The organism is Streptomyces sp. WAC 06738 (assembly GCF_003945505.1).
Lineage (GTDB): Bacteria > Actinomycetota > Actinomycetes > Streptomycetales > Streptomycetaceae > Streptomyces.
The window spans coordinates 1,619,271-1,641,578 of record NZ_CP029618.1; the positions used below are offsets into that span (position 1 = coordinate 1,619,271).

Here is a 22,308-nt window from a genome sequence, read left to right on the forward strand (position 1 = left end):
GGACGGCCTCCGCGCACGCCCGCGACCCGAACGGGGCGACGGACGCGGCGAAGTGCCCGGTACCGCGTCGGCGCCCGGGACTGCGAGCACACGGCCGGGGCCGGCAGGCGACCGCGGACGCGCACGGCGCCGCGTCCGGCATCCGGCACACCGTGTGCCCGCGGGCCGGCGGCGGCCCACGCCCGCCGGACCCGCGTTTCCCGCCCCCGGCCGCCGCGCAGCGCTCAGCGCGCCTCAGCGCGGCTCCGGGCCCGGTTGGGGGCGTATCAGCGGCTGGACGACGAGCATCCGCTCGACTATGCGCGTGAACATGCCTGCCGCGCGCAGGAGATCGGCCGCCTCCTGCGCGTCGACCGCATCCCTGATGCCCGCCTCCGCGCGGGCCCGCAGCCGGGCGCCGGCCGCGAACATCGCGCTCCACTCGGCGAGTTCCGGCGCGACCTCCGGCAGCACCTCCCACGCGCTGCGGATCCGCTGCCGGCGCCGCGGCGTCGGCTCCGGCCGCCCGCGCACCGCCAGGACCGCCGCGGCAGTGCGCAGCGCGGCGAGATGGGCCAGTGAGTAGCGCTCGTTCGCCGTCTCCATCTCCGCCGCCTCCGCCAGACCGGCGTGGGCTTGCGCGAGGAGCTCCAGCGCCGCCTTGGGCGCAGTGCCCGGGCGCAGGACGGGGTGGACATCACTCGGTGGGGCGTAAGCCGGCTCGGCTGCCATGGCTTGCCTCCTGTCAGCGTCAGTCCTTCAGTCGTTCGTTCGTATGTGCCCATCGTGGCGCACCCCACTGACAATCGACCTGAACTCCCCCGCTACCTGCGACGATGCCGCCGACCGCACCCTCCGCGGCAACGGCGCCGGCTGGTGCCGCCCCGGGGTGGAGCCGCGCCCCGGCCGGGGCGGGCACCCTGGAAACGGGCGCTGCCCCGGCGCGAAGCGATCCCCCGTCGCTCCACCACCGGGGCAGCTTCCCCCCTCTTCCCCCGATCCCCCCTCGTGGGCCGGCACCGGGGTCCCGTTCCGCCACCCCGTGTCGGCGGTCCGTGGCCCCGTACTGCGTCCGTCCCACGTCCTTCACTCTGCCGTTTGTGCAGGTCGGGGCCCATCCGCTCGGATACTCAAGCAGGGATCTGAGTACGCGTACCTACGACTGAGTACGCACCCCCAGCCCCGCTCGGCCCGCCCGCGGGCCCGCGCGGGGCGGGGGATAAAGTCCGGGCCATGGCAGAGATCGCGGTAGTCGGGGCGGGCATGGGCGCCATGGCCGCCTCCGCGCGGCTGGCCCTCGCGGGCCACCGGGTGACGGTCCACGAGTGCTCCGGCACCCACGGCGGCGGCGTACGGCGGCTGGAGCGCGACGGCTTCGGCTTCGACACCGGCCCCGGGGTGCTGTACCTCCCCGCGGTCTACCGCGACCTGTTCCTCAAGACGGGCCGGCGGAAGCTGGAGAAGTGCGTGGACCTCGTGCCGGTGGACCCGGCCGAGCGGCACGTCTTCCCCGACGGCACCGCCGCCACCCTGCCCAACGCCTCCCGCGCGGGCGTCGTACGGGCCCTCGACGCCGCCACGGGCGCCGGCGCGGGCGAGGCGTGGACCGCCCTCCTCGACCGGGGCCGCCGGGTCTGGGAGGCCGCCCGCCGCCCGCTCGTCGAGGAACCCCTGCCCGCCGACCCGGGCGCGCTGGCCGCCGACTTCTACCCCGCGCCCCCGCCGCCCGCGGGACGCGGGCTGCTGCGCCGCCTGCGCGGCGCCCGCCCGGCCGCACCGCCCGCCACCGTGGCCGACGTCGCCGCGGGCGAGCTGGGCGCGTACCCCGCGCTGGGGACGATGCTCGCGCAGCACGCGCTGGCGTACGGGTTCGACCCGCGGCACGCCCCGGCGGGCGCGGCGATGCTGCCGTACGTGCAGGAGACCTTCGGCGGCTGGTACGTGCGGGGCGGCATGCGGGCGCTGGCGGACGCGCTGTACGAGCGCTGCGGGGAGCGGAAGATCGAGTTCGCGTTCGGCGCGGAGGTGGTGGCCGTCCGGGTGGGCGGGGACGGCCGGGCCGCGGGCGTCGAACTGGCCGGCGGCGGGCGTGCGGACGCCGACGTCGTGATCGCCGGGGTGCCGCGGGCCCGGCTCGCGGAGCTGGCGCCCGGCGCGTACGGGGGCGGCGGGACCCCGGCGGCGGCGCGGGCCGTACCGGCGCGGATGACCGTCTGCCTGGCGCTGCGCGGCGCGCGGGACGGCGACGCCGTGCACCGGACCGTCGTGCACTCCCCGGACCCGGCGCGCGAACTGGCCTGGATCTTCGACGGGGAGAACCCCGGGACCGACCCGGAACCCACCGTCACCGTGCTGCGCCCCGACGACCCCGCGCAGCGCCCGGACGCCGGGCACGAGGCCGTGACGGTGACCGCCGTCGTCCCGGCCGGGGCGTGGGCGGCCGAGGGCGCGGAGAAGGCCGCGGAGGCGTTCGCGGACCGGATGGTGGCGGCGGCCGGGCGGGCGGTGCCGGGGCTGGCGGAGCGGGTGCTGTGGCGCGAGGTGCGTACGCCCGCGGACACCGCCGCCGAGACGGGCGCCCCGGGCGGCGCGGTGCCGGGGCCCGCGCTGGCGGGGGCCGGGGGCGCGTATCTGCCGCTGCCGAACACCACGGCAGTGCCGGGGCTCTACGCGGTCGGCGGCTGGGCGCACCCGGGCGGCGGTCTTGCGCACGCGGGGATGTCGGGGGCCCTGGTCGCCGGGCTGATCATGGAGGGCGCGGACTTCCGCGGCTCCCGCTGAGGCGCGCGGCCGGGGCGGGGCGCGGGGCGGCCGGTCGGGACGGTCAGTGGGGGCGGGTGACCGCCGGGGGTCAGTAGCGGTACTGCTGCTGCTCGTAGCCGGGGTAGCCCTGCTGCTGTGCGTACGGGTCCTCGGTGCCCAGCGGGTCCGCGTCGCGCTGCTGCGGCATCCAGACGCTGTCGCCCGCCGTCCCGTAGCTCTCCTGGCCGTACGCGGGCTGCCGGCCGGTGTCGTAGCCCTCCGCGTACTGCTGGCCGTACTGCTGCTGGTCGTAGCCGGGGTAGCCGGCGCCGCCCGTGTCGTACTGCTGCCCGCCGCCCTGCGTGGAGTCGTAGTACTGCGGCGGGGCCGGGGCGGCGTACTCCGAGCCGCCGTAGGGGTCCGGGTAGCCGCCGGGGGCGGGCGCGGCCGCGTCGTACCCGGCGTATTGGTGCTCCGTGCCGTAGCCGCCGGTGTCCGGGTATATCTGCTGGTCCTGCCCGTAGCCGTCCATGCCGGCGCCGTTGGTGGCGTAGCCCCCGGCCTCGTAGCCGGAGGTGGTCGCGTGGCTGCCGGTGTCGTAGGCGGAGGTCGTGGCGTGGCTGCCGGTGTCGTACGCCGACGTGGTGGCGTAACTGCCGGAGTCGTAGGCGGAGGTGGTCGCGTAGCTGCCGGAGTCGTAGCCGGCGCCGTTGCTCCCGTTGCCGTACGCGTCGTAGCCGCCCGCGTACGTCTGCTGGCCGGGGGCGGCGCCCGCGAGGGCCTGCTCGTCGCCGAAGGGCGAGAACTGCGAGGTCTGTTCCTGCGCCGCGCCCGGCGCGCCCTCCGGCTCGTACGCCGGGTAGGGGGCGGCGTGCTCCGGGGGCGGCGGCGCCTGGCGGCCGTCGTACGCGCCGTCGTCGTACCCCTGCGCGTCGTACCCCTGCGCCTCGTGTCCGCCGCCGTAGTCCTCGTCCTCCCCGCGCCTGTTCACCGCCCAGCCGCCGGAGTAGCCGCTGCGGTAGGAGAGCGTGACCTTGACCTGGCCGAGCGCGAACACCACCACGCCGAGGCCGATCACGACCACCGAGGGCATGAGCACGCCGAGCACCACGCAGAGGAAGCCGACGAAGGCCAGCGCGCGCCAGCGCAGCGGGGCCTTGTACTGCATCAGCACTTCCCAGAGCAGCCACAGCGCGACGAGCCCGAACATGGCATAGAGGGCCAACCAGGCCAAGTCGCCCATCACGTGCCTCTCTTCCGCCCCCGCTAGGTGGTGCCTGCCCTCAGGACCGCCGGTGCAGTCCGAGGTTCTGGTAGATCTCCAGCGTTGCCGTGGAGTGGTTCAGCGTAATGAAGTGCAGTCCGGGGATTCCCTCGGACAGCAACCGCTCGCACATGTCCGTGGCGTACTCGATGCCAATGGAGCGTACCGCGGCGCGGTCGTCCTCGACCGCGAGAACCCGATCAGCCAGCTCCGGCGGGAACGTGGCCCCGCTCAGCTCGGCGAACCGCTGGATCTGCCGGGCGTTGGTGACCGGCATGATCTCCGGGATGATCGGCGTCGCGCAGCCGGCGGCGGCCGCCCGGTCGCGCAGCCGCAGGTAGTCCTCGACGTGGAAGAACATCTGGGTGATCGCGTAGTCCGCGCCCGCGCGGCACTTGTCGACGAAGTGCCGGATGTCGCTGTCCCAGTCCGTGGACCGCGGGTGCCGCTCGGGGAAGGCGGCGACGCCGACGCAGAAGTCGCCCGACTCCTTGATGAGCCGGACCAGGTCGGCGGCGTACGACACCCCCTGCGGGTGCGCGACCCACTCCCCCATCGGGTCGCCCGGGGGGTCGCCGCGGACCGCGAGCATGTTGCGGATGCCGGCGTCCGCGTACTGTCCGATGACGTTCCGCAGTTCGGCGACGGAGTGGTCGACCGCGGTGAGGTGCGCCACGGGCGTGAGCGTGGTGTCGGTGGCGATGCGCTCGGTGGCGCGGACGGTGCCCTCGCGGGACGAGCCGCCGGCGCCGTACGTCACGGAGACGAAGGTCGGTTGTACGGCCTCGATGCGCCGTACGGCGTTCCAGAGGGTCCGCTCCCCCTTGTCGGTCTTCGGGGCGGCGAACTCGAACGAAAACGACTGCTTGCCGGACGCGAGCAGTTCACGAACAGTGACTGCGCGATCATTCCTGGTCGAAGCGATGCCGGTGGCCATACGCGGCAGGTTAACCGCCTGTCACCTCCGGACCCAAGACGGCCAGCTCAATTGCCCGGCCGGGACCCGGCGCCCCGGGCCGCCCCGGCGATTACCGGACGTCACCGTTCCGGGCCGCGCGCAGCCGCCGTACGAACTCACCCGCCGCAGCTCCGGGGTCCTCCGCGGCCGTCAGGGCGCGCACGACGACGACGCGGCGGGCACCGGCCGCCAGGACCTCGTCGAGGTTTCCGAGGTCGATTCCGCCGATGGCGAACCACGGGCGGTCGGTGCCGAGCCCCGCCGCGTACCGGACGAGGCCGAGGCCGGCCGCGGGGCGCCCGGCCTTCGTGGGCGTGGGCCAGCACGGGCCGGTGCAGAAGTAGTCGACGCCGGGCTCGGCGGCCGCGGCGCGGGTCTCCGCCTCGGCGTGGGTGGAGCGGCCGATCAGCACGTCCTCGGGCCCGGCGCCCAGGATGGCGCGGGCGGCGGGCACGGGCAGGTCGCCCTGGCCCAGGTGCAGCACGTCGGCGCCCGCGGCGTGCGCCACGTCGGCGCGGTCGTTGACGGCGAGCAGCCGGCCGTGCCGGCGGCAGGCGTCGGCGAACACCTCCAGGTGCGCCAGCTCCTCGCGCGCCTCCATGCCCTTCTCGCGCAGTTGGACGATGTCCACGCCCGCGGCCAGCACGGCGTCGAGGAACTCGGGCAGGTCGCCCTGGCGGGTGCGGGCGTCGGTGCAGAGATAGAGCTGCGCGGCGCCGAGCCGGGCGCGGGCGTCCGCGGTGGCGCGGGCGGCGGTTCCTGCCTTCATGCGGCACTCCCCCCTCGTACGGTCCCGTACGGTCGCGGGGCCGGACCCGCGGCTGCGCGCCCGGCCCCGCGAGGTTACACAGCCAGTGCCTGCGCCCTGCGCTTGACCTCCGTCCCGCGGTTCTCGCGCAGCGCCTGCGCGGGAGTCCCCGGAAGCGAGGGGTCGGGGGTGAACAGCCACTCCAGCGCCTCCGCGTCGCTGAAGCCGTCGTCCTTGAGCAGCGTCAGGGTGCCGGTGAGGCCCTTGATCACCTTCCCCTCGCCGATGAACTCGGCGGGCACGTGCAGCGCGTTGTTCTCACCCCGCCGCACCGCGATCAGCTGGCCTTCCTTCACCAACTGCCGCACGCGGGTCACCTCGACGCCGAGCTTCTCCGCGACGTCGGGAAGGGTGAGCCAGGAGGGGACGAGAGCATCGATCTTCGCATCAATCTCGGTCACACCCCCAGCCTGCCATCTCGGACCGCCTGCCGGTACAGGGCAGCGCCAAAGGGAGGCATATCACCGCGAAGCATCCCCGTATGCAGGGGGGCCGGCGCGGCCCCCGGCAGTGCCGCGGACGTCAGAGCGCGGCCGATTTCAGCGGTACGGCCGCGTCGGCGGCCCGCTCGCGGTCCAGCGCGGCGCCGGCGTGGATCAGCTTGCGCCCCTGGGTGAGGTCCCGCGGCCGGCCCACGGCCAGCAGCGCGATGAGCCGGCCGGCGCGCAGCCAGCACACCGACCACGAGGTGCCGTCCGGGTCGCCGCGCCACAGCAGCTCGTCGCGGTCCGTGTGGTGGCCGACGTACTGCACGAAGCGGCCGAACTGCTCGGACCAGAAGTACGGCACCGGGTCGTACACCGCGCCCGGCGCGCCCGCGATGTCCGCGGCGACCGTCGTCGGGCCCTGCAGCGCGTTGTCCCAGTGGTGGATCAGCAGCCGTTCCCCGTAGCGCGCGGACGGGAACGACGCGCAGTCGCCGACGGCCCAGACGCCGGGCACGTTCGTACGCAGCCGCTCGTCGGCCCGCACCGCCCCGTCGCCGCCCAGCGCGACGCCGGAGCCGGCGAGCCAGGCCGTGGTGGGGCGGGCGCCGATGCCGACGACGACGGCGTCGGCGGTCAGCTCCGTACCGTCGTCGAGGACCACCGCGACCGGGCCGTGCTCGCCCGCGCTCTCGACGCGCTCGACCCGGCGCCCCGTCAGCAGCCGGGCGCCGCTCTCCTCGTACCACGCGGCCATCGGCGCCGCGACCGCCGCGGGCAGCGCCGCCGCCAGCGGATGCCCGGCGGCCTCCACGACCGTCACCTCGCAGCCCTGCTCGCGCGCCGCGGTGGTCAGCTCCGCGCCGATCCAGCCCGCGCCGACCACCAGGACCCGGCTGCGCCGCACCAGCACCGCGCGCAGCCGCGCCGCGTCGTCGAGGGTGCGCAGCAGGTGCACGCCGGGCGTGGCGCCTGCCGGGGCGCCCGGCAGCGGGATCGGCGCCGCGCCGGTGGCGAGCACCAGGTTCCCGTACGGCACCGGCCCGGCGTCCGTCTCCAGCACCCGCCCCTCGGTGTCCAGCCGGTCGGCGTGCAGCCCCAGCCGGAGCCCGATGCCGTACTCCGCGAAGTCCACCTCGAACGCCGAGCCCTCCGCCTTGCCCAGCAGCACCGCCTTCGACAGCGGCGGCCGGTCGTACGGATCGTGCGGCTCCGCACCGACGAGGGTGACGGCGTCCGCGTACCCCTGCTCGCGCAGCGCCACGGCGGTCTGCACGCCGGCCATGCCGGCGCCGACGACGACGGTGCCCGCGGCGGGGTCCGCGGCGCGGCTGGGGCGGCTGGCGGCCCGGTCGGCGGGCACGCGGTCGGGTTCGGCGTCGGTCACACGATCACTGTATGCCGCACCGGTCGGCCGCCGCTCGTGCCGGCCCGCTCGCGAGGCTCCCTTACAGCGGCCGGGCGTACGGAGTTAGGGTGGCCGGGAAGACTCGCGGGAGCCCGGCGCGCACCGGGCTGAGAGGGGGGCTGGCGGCCCCCGACCGTACGAACCTGATCCGGGTCATGCCGGCGAAGGGAGGGGCGAACGCGCCCATGCAGCCACGCGACACACCCCCGACGGAACCCACCACGACACCCTCCGCGGCGCCCGCGGCGGGCCCAACCGGCGCGCCGCGCACGGCGGATGCCGCATACGACGTCCTCGTCGTCGGCGGCGGCGTCATCGGCCTGGTCACCGCCTGGCAGGCGGCGCGCCGCGGGCTGGCCACCGCCGTCGCCGACCCGGCGCCCGGCGGCGGCGCCGCGCAGGTCGCGGCCGGAATGCTCGCCGCCGTGACCGAACTCCACTACGGCGAGGAAGCGCTGCTGGCGCTCAACCTGGCCGCCGCGGAACGCTATCCGGCGTTCGCCGCCGAACTGGCGGAGGCGTCCGGCCGGGACATCGGCTACCGCCGCTGCGGCGCGCTGTCCGTCGCGCTCGACGCGGACGACCGCGCCCAACTGCGCGAACTCCACGGCTTCCAGCAGCGGCTGGGGCTCTCCGCGCAGTGGCTCAGCGGCAGCGAGTGCCGCCGCCTGGAGCCGATGCTCGCGCCGGGGGTACGCGGCGGGCTGCGCGTCGACGGCGACCACCAGACGGACCCGCGGCTGCTGACCGCGGCGCTCGTCACCGCGTGCGAGCGGGCCGGCGTCGCCTTCCACCGTGGCGTCGCGACGCGGCTGCGGATCGCCGGCGCGGGCGAAGGCGAGCGGGCGGCGGGCGCGGAGCTGGCGGACGGCACCCGGCTCGACGCCGGACAGACGGTGCTCGCCGCGGGCAGCCGCAGCGGGAGCCTGGCGGGGGTGCCGGAGGCGGTACGCCCGCCGGTGCGGCCGGTGAAGGGGCAGGTGCTGCGGTTGCGGATGCCCGACGCCGGGACGCCGTTCCTGTCCCGTACGGTACGGGCCGTGGTGCGCGGCAGCAGCGTGTACCTGGTGCCACGGGAGAGCGGCGAGCTGGTGGTCGGCGCCACCAGCGAGGAGCTGGGCTGGGACACCACCGTCACCGCCGGCGGCGTGTACGAGCTGCTGCGCGACGCGCACGAGCTGCTGCCGGGGCTGACGGAGCTGCCGCTCGTGGAGACCGGCGCCGGGCTGCGCCCCGGCTCCCCCGACAACGCGCCGCTGCTGGGCCCCACCGCCCTGGCGGGGCTCCACCTGGCCACCGGCCACTACCGCAACGGGGTGCTCCTCACCCCCGTCACCGGCGACGCACTCGCCGCCGTCCTCACCGGCGGCGAACTCCCCGACGTGGCCCGCCCGTTCGCGGCCACCCGGTTCGGCCGTACGCACCAGCAGCACGAAGGGCGGCAGCACGCATGACCCAGGACGCCACGCAGACCCGTACCGACCCCCGTACCGACTCCCCGGCCCACGCGCCCACCATCACCGTCAACGGCGCGCCCCGCACGATCGCCGCGGGCCTCACCCTCGACGCCCTCGTCGCCACCCTCACCGCCGCGCACCGCGGCGTCGCCGCCGCCGTCAACGAGGACGTCGTGCCGCGCGGCGACTGGCCCACCACCACCCTCGGCGACGGCGACCGCGTCGAGATCCTCACCGCGGTCCAGGGAGGCTGACCACCGTGACCAGCACCGTCCCCGCCCCCGTCCCCGCAGACCTCACCGGCGCCGACCCGCTCACCATCGCCGGCGTCCGCTTCTCCTCCCGCCTCATCATGGGCACCGGCGGCGCGAGCAGCCTGGACCTCATGGAGCGCGCCCTCCTCGCCTCCGGCACCGAGCTGACCACCGTCGCGATGCGCCGCGTCGACCCCGGCGTGCACGGCTCCGTGCTCGACGTGCTGCGCCGCCACGGCATCCGCGTGCTGCCGAACACCGCCGGCTGCTACACCGCGGGCGAGGCCGTCCTCACCGCCCGGCTGGCCCGCGAGGCGCTGGGCACGGACTGGGTGAAGCTGGAGGTCATCGCCGACGAGCGGACTCTGCTGCCCGACCCGGTCGAGCTGCTGGCCGCCGCCGAGACGCTCGTCGACGACGGCTTCACCGTGCTCCCGTACACCAACGACGACCCCGTGCTCGCCCGCAGGCTGGAGGACGCCGGCTGCGCCGCCGTGATGCCGCTGGGCTCCCCCATCGGCTCCGGGCTCGGGATCCGCAATCCGCACAACTTCGAGCTCATCACCGAGGCCGCCGGGGTGCCCGTCATCCTCGACGCCGGGGCGGGCACCGCCTCGGACGCCGCCCTGGCGATGGAGCTGGGCTGCGACGCGGTGATGCTGGCGTCCGCGGTGACGCGGGCGCAGGAGCCGGTGCTGATGGCGGAGGCGATGCGGTACGCGATCGCCGCGGGCCGGCTCGCCGCGCGCGCCGGGCGCATCCCGCGCCGGCACTTCGCGCGCGCGTCCTCCCCGGGGGCGGGCGTCGCCGAGCTGGGCCCCGGGGGCGGCCGGGACGAGGGTCCCGGGCCGGACCCGGAGCGGCCCGCGTTCGGGTGAACTGCCCGGCCCCGTAGCGGCACGCCTTCGGGAACGTACTGCAGCACAACGGTGACGGGAACGCGTCCCTCACCTCGTAGACTGCCGTTCGTGGACACGACTCTGGACCCGTCCCCCCATCCGCCGGGAGGGTGGGGAGACCCCATGGTCGGGCAGATGCTCGACGGGCGCTACCGCGTCGACGCACGCATCGCCGCCGGCGGCATGGCGACCGTCTACCGCGCGCTGGACACCCGGCTCGACCGGGTGCTCGCCGTCAAGGTCATGCACCCGTCGCTCGCCGCCGACGCCTCCTTCGTCCAGCGGTTCATCCTGGAGGCCAAGTCGGTCGCGGGCCTGGCCCACCCGAACGTCGTGGGCGTCTACGACCAGGGCACCGACGGCCCGCACGTCTTCCTGGCCATGGAGTACGTCCCGGGCTGCACCCTGCGCGACGTGCTGCACGACCGCGGCGCGCTCCAGCCGCGGGCCGCGCTGGACATCCTGGAGCCCGTGCTCGCCGCGCTCGGCGCCGCGCACCGGGCCGGGTTCGTGCACCGCGACATGAAGCCGGAGAACGTCCTCATCGGCGACGACGGCCGGGTCAAGGTCGCCGACTTCGGGCTCGTCCGCGCCGTCGACACCCACACCACCGCCTCGACCGGCGCCGTGCTCGGCAGCGTGTCGTATCTGGCGCCCGAGCAGATCGAGCGCGGCGCCGCCGACCCCCGGGTCGACGTGTACGCCTGCGGCGTGATGCTCTACGAGATGCTCACCGGCGCCAAGCCGCACGCCGGCGAGCACGCCGCGCACGTGCTCTACCAGCACCTGCACGAGGACGTCGAGCCGCCGTCCGCCGTCGTCCCGGGGCTGCCCGCGCAGTTGGACGACCTGGTCGCCACCGCCGCCGCGCGCCGCAGCGAGGAGCGCCCGGCGGACGCCGTGGAGCTGCTGTCGGCCGTACGGAGCGCCCGCGCGGAGCTCACCGACGAGGAGCTGGACGCGGTGCCCCCGCAGGCCCTCGCCGAGGAGCGGATCGGCTCCGAGGACCGTACGGCCGTGGTGCCGAGCCCGGCCGTCACGCCGGCGCAGGAGCGGCTGAACGTCACCAGCGTGCTGGAGACGCCCGCCGCGGCGCCCCCGGGCACCACCGCCGCCCGGCCGCCGGGCCCGCCGGCGCCCGGCGACCCGGCCCGGCCCGGCCGCCCCAAGCCGCGGCTCGGGCTGCTGGCGCTGCTGGCGGCGGTTCTCGTGCTGGGCGTCGGCACGGGCGTCTGGTACATCAACTCCGGGCAGTTCACCAAGGTCCCCTTCGTGCTCGGCAAGACCGAGGCCGAGGCGCGGAGCATGCTCTCCGGCGAGGACCTGGACGCGGACGTCAGGGAGGACTTCAGCGACACGGTGAAGGCCGGCCTCGTCCTCCGTACCGACCCCGAGGGCGGCGACCGCATCCGCCAGGGCGACTCCGTGACGCTCGTGCTCTCCAAGGGCCCGGAGATGGTCGAGATCCCCGAGCTGTACGCGGTCCCGCTCGACGAGGCCAAGGACAAGCTGAGCGACGCCGGGCTGAAGCCGGGCGTGACGCGGGAGGCGTTCAGCGAGGAGCTGCCCGCCGGGCGCGTGATCAGCACGGACCCGGAGGACGGCGAGAAGATCAAGGCGGGCCGCGCGGTGGCGATGGTCGTCAGCCGCGGCGCGCCGATCGAGGTGCCGGACGTCGTCGGCGACGACCAGAGCGACGCGGCGGAGGAGCTGCGCGAGGAGGGCCTGACGGTCGAGGTCGCCACGGAGACGGTCTACTCCGAGGAGGACGCCGGCACCGTCGCCGAGACCTCGCCGGAGCCGGGCACGGAGCTGGGCGAGGGCGACAAGGTCACGCTGACGATCTCCAAGGGCCCCGAGCTGCTGGAGGTCCCGGACGTGGTCGACATGAGCGTGGACGACGCCGAGCAGACGCTGGAGGACGCCGGCTTCAGCGCGGACGTGAACCAGATCTTCTTCGGCGACAGCGTCTGGCGGCAGTCCCCCGACGCCGGGGACGAGGCGCCGCGCGGCAGCGAGATCACCCTCTGGGTGAGGTGACGTGTCCTCCCGTACGCCCGATGAACGACGCTCCGCCGGGTCCGCCGCCCGTCTCCGCAACCCCGTCGGCAGCCATGTGCGGGTCGCCGGCGGGCTGGCCGCGAAGGGCCTGGCGCACGCGCGCAGGATCGGCGCGGAGGCCGTCCAGGTCTTCGTCGCCAACGCCCGCGGCTGGGCCACACCGCCCGGCGACCCGGCGCAGGACGAGGAGTTCCTCCGGCGCTGCGCCGAGGACGGCATCCCGGTGTACGTGCACGCCCCGTACCTGATCAACCTCGGCTCGCACACCCCGGCGACCGCGGCGAACTCCGTCGCCTCGCTGCGGCACTCGCTGCGCCGCGGCCGGGCGATCGGCGCCCGCGGGGTCGTGGTGCACACCGGCTCGGCGACCGGCGGGCGGCCCCGCGAGACCGCGCTCGCGCAGGTACGGGAGCTGACCCTGCCGCTCCTCGACGAGCTGGACGACGACCCCGACGCGCCCGCGCTGCTCCTGGAGCCGACCGCGGGGCAGGGCTTCTCGCTCTGCTCCCGGCTGCCGGAGCTGGGCGCCTATCTGGACCTGCTGGACCGGCACCCGCGGCTCGGCGTCTGCCTCGACACCTGCCACGTCTTCGCCGCGGGCCACGACCTGGCGGCGAGCGGCGGCGCGAAGCAGGTGCTGGACGAGCTGGTGGAGGTGGCGGGACCGGGGCGGCTGCGGTTGCTGCACGCGAACGACTCGAAGGCCGCGGTGGGATCGCGCCTGGACCGGCACGAGAACATCGGGGCCGGGCAGATCGGCGCCGAGGCGTTCCGCGAGCTGATCCGCCATCCGGCCATGGCCGGCGTACCGCTGATCATCGAGACCCCCGGCGGCGGCCCGGAGGGCCCGAAGGCGGCGGCGGACATCGCCCTGCTGAAGGAGCTGCGGGAGCCGGCGGGGCCGTAGCGGGGGCCGCGGGAAAAGCTAGAGGTCCGGGCCGTCGCCCGGTTCTTCCTGGTACGAGTAGCGCTGCTCGCGCCACGGGTCGCCGACGTTGTGGTAGCCGCGCTCCTCCCAGAAGCCGCGGCGGTCGGCCGTCATGTACTCGACGCCCCGCACCCACTTGGGGCCCTTCCACGCGTACAGGTGCGGCACCACGAGCCGGACCGGGAAGCCGTGCTCGGCGGTGAGCGGCTCGCCGTCCTTGTGCGTGGCGAAGATCGTCCGCTCGTCGGCGAAGTCGGCCAGCCGCAGATTGGAGCTGAAGCCGTACTCCGCCCACACCATCACGTGCGTGACCCCGGGCGCGGGCGGTGCGAGCGCCAGCAGCGTACGGGCCAGTACCCCGCCCCACTCGGCGCCGAGCATGCTGAACTTCGTCACGCAGTGCAGATCGCCGACCACGGTCGCGTACGGCAGGGCCGTGAACTCGTCGTGCGTGAGGGAGCGCTTCGCGCCGTCCGCCGTGGCCCCGAAGACCTGGAGCTCCCAGCGGTCGGGCTTGAACCGCGGCACCGGGCCGTAGTGCGTCACGGGCCAGCCGCGCTGCAGTCGCTGGCCAGGAGGCAGATCCCCCTCGTGGCGCTCCGGCTGACCCATGACCCCATGGTGGCAGACGCTTGCGCATGGTCATGACCGGGGGCGGGCGGGGCCGGACGAGGGCAACCCGGATAAGCCTGCACTTACTGGATCGTCCGGGCCCCGGGTGCGAGGATGCGCCCCTGACCTGCCCGACCCACGCGGAGAGGAGTCCCGGTTATGCAGGGTGACCCCGAGGTGCTGGAATTCCTGAACGAGCAGCTCACGGCCGAGCTGACGGCGATCAATCAGTACTTCCTGCACGCGAAGATGCAGGAGAACTTCGGCTGGACGAAGCTGGCGAAGTACACCCGGTCCGAGTCGTTCGACGAGATGAAGCACGCGGAGATCCTGACGGACCGCATTCTGCTGCTGGAGGGGCTGCCGAACTACCAGCGGCTCTTCCACGTCCGGGTCGGGCAGACGGTCACCGAGATGTTCCAGGCCGACCGGCAGATCGAGGTGGAGGCGATCGACCGGCTGCGCCGCGGGATCGAGCTGATGCGCGCCAAGAGCGACATCACGTCCGCGAACATCTTCGAGGCGATCCTGGAGGACGAGGAGCACCACATCGACTACCTCGACACCCAGCTCGATCTCATCGAGAAGCTCGGCGAGGCGCTCTACCTCGCGCAGCAGATCGAGCAGCCGGACTGAGCCCTCCGGGTACGGACCGGGGTCAGGCGGCCTCGCGCAGCAGCGCGGCGTCGACGGTGGCCGGGGCATCCGCCGCGACCGCGTTCTCCGAGGTCACCTGGCTCCCGGCGAGCGCCTGACTGCCGGCCGCCACCGGCACCGCGCCCTCGCCGGCCGGCTGCCGGCCCTCCAGCAGCTCCCGGCGGGCGCAGTCCGCGCCGCGGCCGAGCAGCGCCTGGATCCGGCGCACGCACGAGCCGCAGTCCGTGCCCGCCTTGCACTCCGAGGCGATCTGGCGGGGCGTGCACCGCCCGGCCGAGGCGTGCGCGCGCACCTGCTCCTCGGTGATGCCGAAGCACGAGCACACGAACACGCGGAACCCCCGGGCCGGGACGATTAGGTAACCCTAACCTTACCCGGCGCGGGGGTCCCGTGAAAGAGCCGCCCTGCCGTGACCTGCGTTACGCCGCGGCGGGACCGCTCACTGGCCCCGGTACATCTCGGCGACCAAAAACGCCAGGTCGAGCGACTGGCTGCGGTTGAGCCGCGGGTCGCACGCCGTCTCGTAGCGCTGGTGCAGGTCGTCCACGAAGATCTCGTCCCCGCCGCCCACGCACTCGGTCACGTCGTCGCCGGTCAGCTCCACGTGGATGCCGCCGGGGTGGGTGCCGAGCGCCTTGTGGACCTCGAAGAAGCCCTTGACCTCGTCCAGCACGTCGTCGAAGCGGCGCGTCTTGTGGCCCGAGGCGGCCTCGAAGGTGTTGCCGTGCATCGGGTCGGAGACCCACGCGACCTGGGCGCCGGACGCGGTGACCTTCTCCACCAGCGCGGGCAGCCGGTCGCGCACCTTGTCGGCGCCCATCCGGGTGACGAAGGTCAGCCGGCCCGGGATCCGCTCCGGGTCGAGGCGGTCGATCAGCGCGAGCGCCTCCTCCGGCGTGCTCGTCGGGCCCAGCTTGACCCCGATGGGGTTGCTGATCCGCGAGGCGAACTCGATGTGCGCGTGGTCGAGCTGCCGGGTGCGCTCGCCGATCCAGACCATGTGCCCGGAGACGTCGTACAGCTCGCCGGTGCGCGAGTCGGTGCGGGTGAGCGCCGACTCGTAGTCGAGGATGAGCGCCTCGTGCGAGGAGAAGAACTCGACGGTCTTGAACTCCTCCGGGTCCACGCCGCAGGCGTGCATGAAGCTCATCGCCCGGTCGATCTCGCGCGCCAGCGCCTCGTACCGCTGGCCGGAGGGCGAGGAGCGGACGAAGTCCTGGTTCCAGGCGTGCACCTGGCGCAGGTGGGCGTACCCGCCGGTGGTGAAGGCGCGCACCAGGTTCAGCGTGGCGGCCGAGGCGTGGTACATCCGCTTCAGCCGCTGCGGGTCCGGCGTGCGGGACTCGGGGGTGAACTCGAAGCCGTTGACGGAGTCGCCCCGGTAGACGGGCAGGGTGATGCCGTCGCGGGTCTCGGTGGGCTTGGAGCGGGGCTTGGAGTACTGCCCGGCGATCCGGCCGACCTTGACGACCGGGACGGACGCGGCGTACGTGAGCACGGCGCTCATCTGGAGCAGCGTCTTCAGCTTGTTCCTGATGTGCTCGGCCGAGACCGCGTCGAACGCCTCCGCGCAGTCACCGCCCTGGAGCAGGAAAGCCTCGCCCCGGGCGACGGCACCCAGTTGGTCACGCAGTTGGTCGCACTCGCCGGCGAAGACCAGCGGCGGATACGACTGCAGCTCGGCGGTCACGTCGCGCAGAGCCGCGGGGTCCGGCCAGTCGGGCTGCTGTGCCGCGGGCAGGTCGCGCCAGGTCTGGGGGATACCGGCGGCGCTCGTGGCGGGTTCGGCGTTGACAGTCACGGGTCCAAGATTACGGGGTCGCCCGCACGGTCCCGGCAGGTGACCGACAGATGAGACGGAGCAGACAGTGAGCGGTTGGACGCGCCGCGGTGGGCTATGGTTTCCGCCATGTACGCGCTCGATGTCCGCACCTGGTGGTGGCCCGTCCGACCGGCGGCCACCTGATCGCGCGTACCCACGAAGACTCCGCGAAGGCCGCCCGAGGGGCGGCCTTCGGTGTTTCCGCGGGTCGGTCCCTCCGTCGCAGGAAGGAACGACCCGTGCAGCATCCCCCCAGGTCACACCCGCAGGACCGGCCGGAGGACGGGGACGGCGAGCCCGGCGCCCCCGCCCCGGACACCGCCCGGGACCCGGCTCCGGACGCCGCCGCCCTGGTGCGCCGGCTGCTGGCCGACGGCGCCCCGCCGTTCGCCGTCCTCCGCCGCCGCACCCCGGGCCGCCCCGACGCGCCCGTCGAGGTCCTCCTCGGCGCCGTCCACGAGGTGGACCGGCTCGCGGACATCCCCGGCAGCCCGGCGCCCGGTGCCGTCGGCGCGCTCGCGCTCGTGCCGTACCGGCAGATCCGCGAGCGCGGCTTCGACGTCCGCGACGACGGCACGCCGCTGGCCGTGCTCGTCCCCGACGAGGTCCACGAGCTGCCCGCCGCCGCGCTGCTCGACGCCCTGCCCGCCCACGGCGTCCGCGTCGAGGGCGGCGGCTTCGACGTGCCGGACGAGGAGTACGCGGGCATCGTCGGCCGGGTCCTCGCCGACGAGATCGGCACCGGCGAGGGCGCCAACTTCGTCATCCGGCGCACCTACGAGGGCCGCGTCGACGGCTTCGGCGCCGCCGACGCGCTCGCCCTCTTCCGCCGGCTGCTGGCCGGCGAGCAGGGCGCGTACTGGACCTTCGTCGTGCACCGCCCGGGCGTGCGCACCCTCGTCGGCGCCAGCCCCGAGGTGCACGTGCGGATGACCGGCGGCACCGTCGTGATGAACCCCATCAGCGGCACGTACCGCTACCCGCCCGGCGGCCCGGACAGAAGCGGCCTGCTGGCGTTCCTGCACGACGCCAAGGAGATCGAGGAGCTCTCCATGGTCGTCGACGAGGAGCTGAAGATGATGTGCACGGTCGCGCGGGAGGGCGGGGTGGTCGTCGGGCCGCGGCTGAAGGAGATGGCGCACCTGGCGCACACCGAGTACGAGCTGCGCGGGCGCACCGCGCTCGACGCGCGCGACGTGCTCCGCGAGACGATGTTCGCCGCGACGGTGACCGGCTCGCCCGTGCAGAACGCCTGCCGCGTCATCGAGCGCTACGAGGCGGGCGGCCGGGGCTACTACGCCGGCGCGCTCGCCCTCCTCGGCCGCGACGCCGGCGGCGCGCAGACCCTGGACTCCCCCATCCTCATCCGCACCGCCGACATCGGCGCGGACGGCCTGCTGCGAGTGCCCGTCGGCGCCACGCTGGTCCGCGGCTCCCGGCCGGCCGACGAGGTCGCCGAGACCCACGCCAAGGCCGCCGGGGTGCTCGCCGCGCTCGGCGTACGGCCCGCGCGCCCAAGGCCCGCGGGCGGGGGCGGGCCGCGCTTCGCCGCGGACCCGGAGGTGCAGGCGGCGCTGGCGGCCCGCAGGACGCACCTGTCGCCGTTCTGGCTGCGCATGCAGCGGGTGCAGGACCCGGCCGCGCCGGGTCCGGTGCCGGGGCGGGTGCTGGTGGTCGACGGCGAGGACACGTTCACCGCGATGCTCGCCCACGTCCTGCGCGCGTCCGGCGCGGAGGTGGACGTGCGCCGCTTCGACGCGCCCGGCGTACGGGACGCGGCGCTGGCGCACGAGGGCCCGGTCGTGCTCGGTCCCGGCCCCGGCGACCCGGCGGACACCGCGGATCCGAAGATGCGCTTCCTGCGGGAGCTGGCCGGCGAGCTGCTGGCGGGACACCGGCACGGCCTGCTCGGCGTCTGCCTGGGCCACGAACTCCTCGCCGCCGAGCTGGGGTTGCCCCTGGTCCGCAAGGACGTGCCGTACCAGGGGGCGCAGGAGGAGATCGACTTCTTCGGCCGTCCCGAGACGGCCGGCTTCTACAGCACCTACACCGCGCGCTGCGACGACGCCGCCGCGGCCGCGCTGGCGGCGGTGCGCGGCGTCGAGCTGAGCCGCGACCCGCGCACGGGCGACGTGCACGCGCTGCGCGGCGAGCGCTTCGCGTCGGTACAGTTCCACCCGGAGTCGGTGCTGAGCCTGAACGGCGCGCACATCCTGGCGGAACTCCTGAAGGCGCTCGCGGCGGCTGCCGCGTAACGCGGGAACCCCAACGCTCGTTCTGGCCGGCAGCCCTTGCTCCCCGCCGGCGCGGGGATGGTCCTTGCACACCGGCCAAGCCCGGCCCACGCAGGGCGTTTGCTCCCGCAGCCGCGGGGACACGGCCGCCGGAAGTCATCTTCCGGCGGCCGACCCCGTCAGCCGAAGAAGACGCCGACCTCCTCGTACAGCTTCGGGTCCACGGTCTTGATCCGCGCCGTGGCGGCGGAGAGCGGCACCCGCACCACGTCCGTGCCCTGGAGGGCGACCATCTTGCCCCAGTCCTCGTCGTGCACCGCCTCGATCGCGTGCAGCCCGAAGCGGCTGGCGAGCCAGCGGTCGTACGCGCTGGGCGTACCACCGCGCTGCACGTGCCCCAGGACCGTGGTGCGGGCCTCCTTGCCGGTGCGCCGCTCGATCTCCTTGGCCAGCCACTCGCCGACGCCCGAGAGGCGGACGTGGCCGAAGGCGTCCAGGGACTCGTCCTTGAGCACCATCTCGCCGTCCTTCGGCATCGCGCCCTCCGCCACGCACACGATCGGCGCGTAGCTGGCCTTGAAGCGGGAGGTCACCCAGCCGCAGACCTTCTCGACGTCGAAGCGCTGCTCGGGGATGAGGATCACGTTCGCGCCGCCGGCGAGCCCGGAGTGCAGGGCGATCCAGCCGGCGTGCCGTCCCATCACCTCGACGACGAGGACGCGCATGTGGGACTCGGCCGTGGTGTGCAGCCGGTCGATGGCCTCGGTCGCGATGTTCACCGCGGTGTCGAAGCCGAAGGTGTAGTCGGTGGCGGAGAGGTCGTTGTCGATGGTCTTCGGGACGCCGATGACCTTGATGCCGTACTCGTCGGCGAGCCGCTGGGCGACGCCGAGGGTGTCCTCGCCGCCGATGGCGATGAGGGAGTCCACCTCCAGCTTCGCCATGTTCTCCTTGATGCGCTTGATGCCCCCCTCGACCTTGAGGGGGTTGGTGCGCGACGACCCGAGGATCGTTCCGCCGCGCGGCAGGATGCCGCGGACGGCGGGGATGTCCAGGGTGACGGTGTCGGCCTCCAGCGGTCCGCGCCAGCCGTCCCGGAAGCCGGTGAACTCGTACCCGTACTCCTGGACGCCCTTGCGGACGACGGCCCGGATGACCGCGTTGAGCCCGGGGCAGTCACCGCCACCGGTCAGTACTCCTACCCGCATCACAGGTTTCCCTTCTGACGGTCGTGACCCCGCTGCAGCAACGCTAACGGTGATCCACCTCACACGACACGGAGCGAGCGGGATTCACGCACCAACCTGTCAATTCGGGGGCGGACATCACCCGGAGGGGGGACCGGGAGGGTATGAGGGTGGCGGCTCAGTCGTCGTCGAGGCCGCGCTCGATGGCGTAGCGGACGAGCTCGACGCGGTTGTGGAGCTGGAGCTTGCCGAGGGTGTTCTGCACGTGGTTCTGGACCGTGCGGTGGGAGATGACGAGGCGTTCGGCGATCTGCTTGTACGAGAGGCCCTTGGCGACGAGGCGCAGCACCTCGGTCTCGCGGTCGGTGAGCTTGGGCACCTCGGGCTCGTCGGCGTTCTCGGCGACGGGCTCGCCGGCGAGGCGGCGGTACTCGCCGAGCACGAGTCCGGCGAGGCCGGGGGTGAACACCGGGTCACCCTGGGCGGTCCGGTGGACGGCGTCGGTCAACTCCTCGGTGCTGGCGGACTTCACGAGGTAGCCGGTGGCGCCGGACTTGACGGCTTCGAGGACGTCGGCGTGCTCGCCGCTGGCGGAGAGCACGAGCACCCGCACGCCGGGCTGGGCGCCGAGGACCTCCTTGCAGACCTGCACGCCGGGCAGCCCGGGCAGGTTGAGGTCCAGCACGAGCACGTCCGGCGCGGCGGCCCGCGCCCGCCGCACGGCCTGCGGCCCGTCGCCGGCGGTGGCCACCACGTCGAACCCGGCGGCCGCCAGATCCCGGGCCACGGCATCACGCCACATGGGGTGGTCGTCGACGACCATCACCCGGACCCCACCGCTGCCTTCTCCGCCCACCTCGACTCCCTCCCTGCCACTACCGGACGGACACCGTCCGGGAACCATGGTGGCGCATGTATCTCACCTCAGCACGTGTCGCCTCCCGCGGGGACGTGCGGACGAGGGCGCGACGGAGCATCGGCCGGGACCGGTACGGGCCCTGCCTCCGGCGGAAGCGGGAGGATGAAAGACGGGTGAAAGAGCGCGAGTGGCACGGGCACGGCACCGACCGGACCGACACCGCCCGGGAACCACGGCGGCACGTCTCGACACGCACCGCCTCCGGCGGGAGCCGGGGCGGGTGAAAGAGCGCGGCCAGCGCGGGCACGGCACCACCGGACCGGCACCGCCCGGGGCCCCCGTGGCGTGCGCGCCTCGTGTCCGCTTGCCTGCCTTCCGCGGGCCGCACCGGCGGAACACGGGGCGGCATCCGGCGAACCGGCGCGGGCGTCGCCAAGCCGTCGGCCCGGGCGTACCCGAAAGGGGGAGCCGTCGCTCGCGTGGGGTGGGGTCATCCGGGGAGCGGGGCGTTGTGTGGCGGGAGGCGGAGTTCCACCTCCGTGCCCTGGCCCGGGGTGGAGACCCACTCCGCCGTGCCGCCCAGGTCCCGCAGGCGGCCGCGGATGGACTGCGCCACCCCCAGGCGGCCCTCCGCCTCCGCCGCCGCCAGGCGGCCCCGCGGGATGCCGGGGCCCTCGTCCCGTACGGTCACCACCACCGTGCCGTCCGGCTCCTCCTCCAGCAGCACCCACGCCCGCGCCTCCGGGCCCACGTGCGCCCGTACGTTGTCCAGCGCCGCCGCCACCGCCGCCGCCAGCTCCCGGGCCGCGTGCGCCGGCAGCGCCACCGGCGTGCCCGGCTCCGCGACCGAGACGTTCGGGCCGCCCAGCGACAGCAGGAGCAGCCGCAGGGAGATCTCCCCCGTCTCCCCCTCCGGGCCTCCGTCCGACGCACCGCCGTCCGGCGCACCACCGCCCGCCGGACCGGCGGCACGTTCCGCCGCCGGGGCCGTCCGCTGACCCGGCAGCGTCGCGCCCATCACCAGCGTCCGCAGCGCCGCCTCCTGCTCGCCCGCCAGCCGGCCCAGTTCCTTCGCCTCACCGCCGATCGCCGCCCCGCGGCGCTGCACCAGCGCCAGCACCTGCAGCACGCTGTCGTGGATGTCGCGCGCCAGCCGCTCCCGCTCCCGCGTCGCCGCCTCGATCTGCAGCGCCCGCGCCAGCGTCCGCTCACTGGTCCGCGCGACCTCCACGATGTAGCCGATCGCCGTCGACGCGACCATCAGCAGCACGATGTTGTGGAAGTTGTCCTGCACGACCTCGCCGCGCTGCACGATGTTCGACAGGCCCACCGCCGCCGACGACGCCGCTCCCCAGCGCCAGCCGCCCTTGACCGCGAAGCCCAGCACCGAGCCCGCCGCCCAGATCGACGGCAGCGTGGTCGCGCCGTCGTCGATGCGCGCCTGCGTCTCCACCGGGATCGTCAGCAGGATGCCGGTGAGCGTGAGCGTGATGTCCGCCGCGAGGAAGGGGTACGTGCAGCGCTCCGCCGACGAGACCCGGCGGAAGGTGACCAGCGTCCACAGCGTGAGGACCGCGAAGTACGCCCAGCCCAGCGCCGGCCGCGCGACGTCGTCGTGGCGGACTGCGAACTGCGCCACCGCGTACGCGAGCGTCAGCACCCGGAAGTACGTCAGCGCCTGCCACAGCGGCTGCTCCACCGACATCCGCCGCTTGCTCTGCCCGGCCATCGCCCCGACTCTCCCTCCCGCACGC

Annotated in this window: 20 protein-coding genes and 1 riboswitch; of the genes, 8 read left to right on the forward strand and 12 right to left on the reverse strand. The window is 74.7% G+C overall.

Annotated features, from left to right (window positions below):
* Positions 1-234: 234 nt before the first annotated feature.
* Entirely contained in the window at positions 235-711 is a 477-nt protein-coding gene (locus tag DMB38_RS06765; RefSeq protein ID WP_240662007.1) for an SAV_6107 family HEPN domain-containing protein, read from the reverse strand.
* Positions 712-1,212: 501 nt separating this feature from the next.
* Between DMB38_RS06765 and DMB38_RS06770 the strand changes: the two genes are divergently transcribed.
* A complete protein-coding gene (locus tag DMB38_RS06770) occupies positions 1,213-2,760 on the forward strand; it encodes an NAD(P)/FAD-dependent oxidoreductase (protein ID WP_240662008.1) in 1,548 nt (515 codons plus the stop codon).
* Between the two features lie 70 nt (positions 2,761-2,830).
* Here the strand turns inward: DMB38_RS06770 and DMB38_RS06775 are convergent, their stop codons facing one another.
* The 5 genes from DMB38_RS06775 to DMB38_RS06795 all read right to left on the reverse strand — a co-directional run bounded on the left by DMB38_RS06775 (position 2,831) and on the right by DMB38_RS06795 (position 7,461).
* Positions 2,831-3,964: a hypothetical protein gene (locus tag DMB38_RS06775; RefSeq protein WP_125934377.1), complete on the reverse strand. Its 1,134-nt coding sequence runs from the start codon at positions 3,962-3,964 to the stop codon at positions 2,831-2,833.
* A gap of 40 nt (positions 3,965-4,004) precedes the next feature.
* Positions 4,005-4,922: a methylenetetrahydrofolate reductase [NAD(P)H] gene (gene metF / locus DMB38_RS06780; RefSeq protein WP_125934378.1), complete on the reverse strand. Its 918-nt coding sequence runs from the start codon at positions 4,920-4,922 to the stop codon at positions 4,005-4,007.
* A gap of 91 nt (positions 4,923-5,013) precedes the next feature.
* The gene (gene thiE / locus DMB38_RS06785) at positions 5,014-5,712 is read right to left on the reverse strand and encodes a thiamine phosphate synthase (RefSeq protein ID WP_125934379.1); all 699 of its coding nucleotides are present in this window, start codon (positions 5,710-5,712) and stop codon (positions 5,014-5,016) included.
* Positions 5,713-5,786: 74 nt separating this feature from the next.
* Entirely contained in the window at positions 5,787-6,152 is a 366-nt protein-coding gene (locus DMB38_RS06790) for an Rv2175c family DNA-binding protein (RefSeq protein ID WP_125934380.1), read from the reverse strand.
* Positions 6,153-6,273: 121 nt separating this feature from the next.
* Positions 6,274-7,461: an FAD-dependent oxidoreductase gene (locus tag DMB38_RS06795; RefSeq protein ID WP_240662677.1), complete on the reverse strand. Its 1,188-nt coding sequence runs from the start codon at positions 7,459-7,461 to the stop codon at positions 6,274-6,276.
* Between the two features lie 197 nt (positions 7,462-7,658).
* Positions 7,659-7,771, forward strand: a riboswitch (TPP riboswitch).
* Here DMB38_RS06795 and thiO point away from each other — a divergent pair.
* The 5 genes from thiO to DMB38_RS06820 all read left to right on the forward strand — a co-directional run bounded on the left by thiO (position 7,770) and on the right by DMB38_RS06820 (position 13,162).
* On the forward strand, positions 7,770-9,038 hold the full coding sequence (gene thiO, locus DMB38_RS06800) for a glycine oxidase ThiO (protein WP_125934382.1): 1,269 nt from the start codon (positions 7,770-7,772) through the stop codon (positions 9,036-9,038). It overlaps the preceding riboswitch by 2 nt.
* Positions 9,035-9,295, forward strand: a complete 261-nt coding sequence (gene thiS, locus DMB38_RS06805) for a sulfur carrier protein ThiS (RefSeq protein ID WP_125934383.1) — start codon at positions 9,035-9,037, stop codon at positions 9,293-9,295. The genes thiO and thiS overlap by 4 nt, the downstream gene beginning before the upstream one ends.
* Before the next feature lie 5 nt (positions 9,296-9,300).
* Positions 9,301-10,173: a thiazole synthase gene (locus DMB38_RS06810; RefSeq protein ID WP_276314944.1), complete on the forward strand. Its 873-nt coding sequence runs from the start codon at positions 9,301-9,303 to the stop codon at positions 10,171-10,173.
* Between the two features lie 144 nt (positions 10,174-10,317).
* The gene (gene pknB, locus DMB38_RS06815; protein WP_125938860.1) at positions 10,318-12,234 is read left to right on the forward strand and encodes a Stk1 family PASTA domain-containing Ser/Thr kinase; all 1,917 of its coding nucleotides are present in this window, start codon (positions 10,318-10,320) and stop codon (positions 12,232-12,234) included.
* 1 nt (position 12,235) lies between these two features.
* The gene (locus DMB38_RS06820; protein WP_125934384.1) at positions 12,236-13,162 is read left to right on the forward strand and encodes a deoxyribonuclease IV; all 927 of its coding nucleotides are present in this window, start codon (positions 12,236-12,238) and stop codon (positions 13,160-13,162) included.
* Positions 13,163-13,180: 18 nt separating this feature from the next.
* Here the strand turns inward: DMB38_RS06820 and DMB38_RS06825 are convergent, their stop codons facing one another.
* Positions 13,181-13,795 carry a sulfite oxidase-like oxidoreductase gene (locus tag DMB38_RS06825; RefSeq protein WP_125934385.1) on the reverse strand — a complete coding sequence of 205 codons (615 nt, stop codon included), beginning with the start codon at positions 13,793-13,795 and terminating at the stop codon, positions 13,181-13,183.
* Positions 13,796-13,954: 159 nt separating this feature from the next.
* Here DMB38_RS06825 and bfr point away from each other — a divergent pair, with 159 nt between their 5' ends.
* Positions 13,955-14,431, forward strand: coding sequence for a bacterioferritin (gene bfr / locus DMB38_RS06830; RefSeq protein ID WP_125934386.1), 477 nt, complete (start codon positions 13,955-13,957; stop codon positions 14,429-14,431).
* A 22-nt stretch (positions 14,432-14,453) separates the two neighbouring features.
* Here bfr and DMB38_RS06835 read toward each other — a convergent pair whose 3' ends face one another.
* Both DMB38_RS06835 and DMB38_RS06840 read right to left on the reverse strand, forming a co-directional pair.
* A complete protein-coding gene (locus tag DMB38_RS06835; protein WP_125934387.1) occupies positions 14,454-14,783 on the reverse strand; it encodes a (2Fe-2S)-binding protein in 330 nt (109 codons plus the stop codon).
* A 108-nt stretch (positions 14,784-14,891) separates the two neighbouring features.
* Entirely contained in the window at positions 14,892-16,253 is a 1,362-nt protein-coding gene (locus DMB38_RS06840) for a 3-deoxy-7-phosphoheptulonate synthase class II (protein WP_125934388.1), read from the reverse strand.
* 374 nt (positions 16,254-16,627) lie between these two features.
* Here DMB38_RS06840 and DMB38_RS06850 point away from each other — a divergent pair, with 374 nt between their 5' ends.
* Positions 16,628-18,529: an anthranilate synthase family protein gene (locus DMB38_RS06850; protein ID WP_240662679.1), complete on the forward strand. Its 1,902-nt coding sequence runs from the start codon at positions 16,628-16,630 to the stop codon at positions 18,527-18,529.
* Positions 18,530-18,687: 158 nt separating this feature from the next.
* Here the strand turns inward: DMB38_RS06850 and DMB38_RS06855 are convergent, their stop codons facing one another.
* The 3 genes from DMB38_RS06855 to DMB38_RS06865 form a co-directional block, all read right to left on the reverse strand.
* Positions 18,688-19,716 (reverse strand): 6-phosphofructokinase, encoded by a 1,029-nt coding sequence (locus tag DMB38_RS06855; protein WP_125934390.1) that lies wholly within the window; start codon positions 19,714-19,716, stop codon positions 18,688-18,690.
* 157 nt (positions 19,717-19,873) lie between these two features.
* The gene (locus tag DMB38_RS06860; protein WP_047015302.1) at positions 19,874-20,518 is read right to left on the reverse strand and encodes a response regulator transcription factor; all 645 of its coding nucleotides are present in this window, start codon (positions 20,516-20,518) and stop codon (positions 19,874-19,876) included.
* A 526-nt stretch (positions 20,519-21,044) separates the two neighbouring features.
* Entirely contained in the window at positions 21,045-22,283 is a 1,239-nt protein-coding gene (locus DMB38_RS06865; RefSeq protein ID WP_125934391.1) for a DUF5931 domain-containing protein, read from the reverse strand.
* Positions 22,284-22,308: the final 25 nt, after the last annotated feature.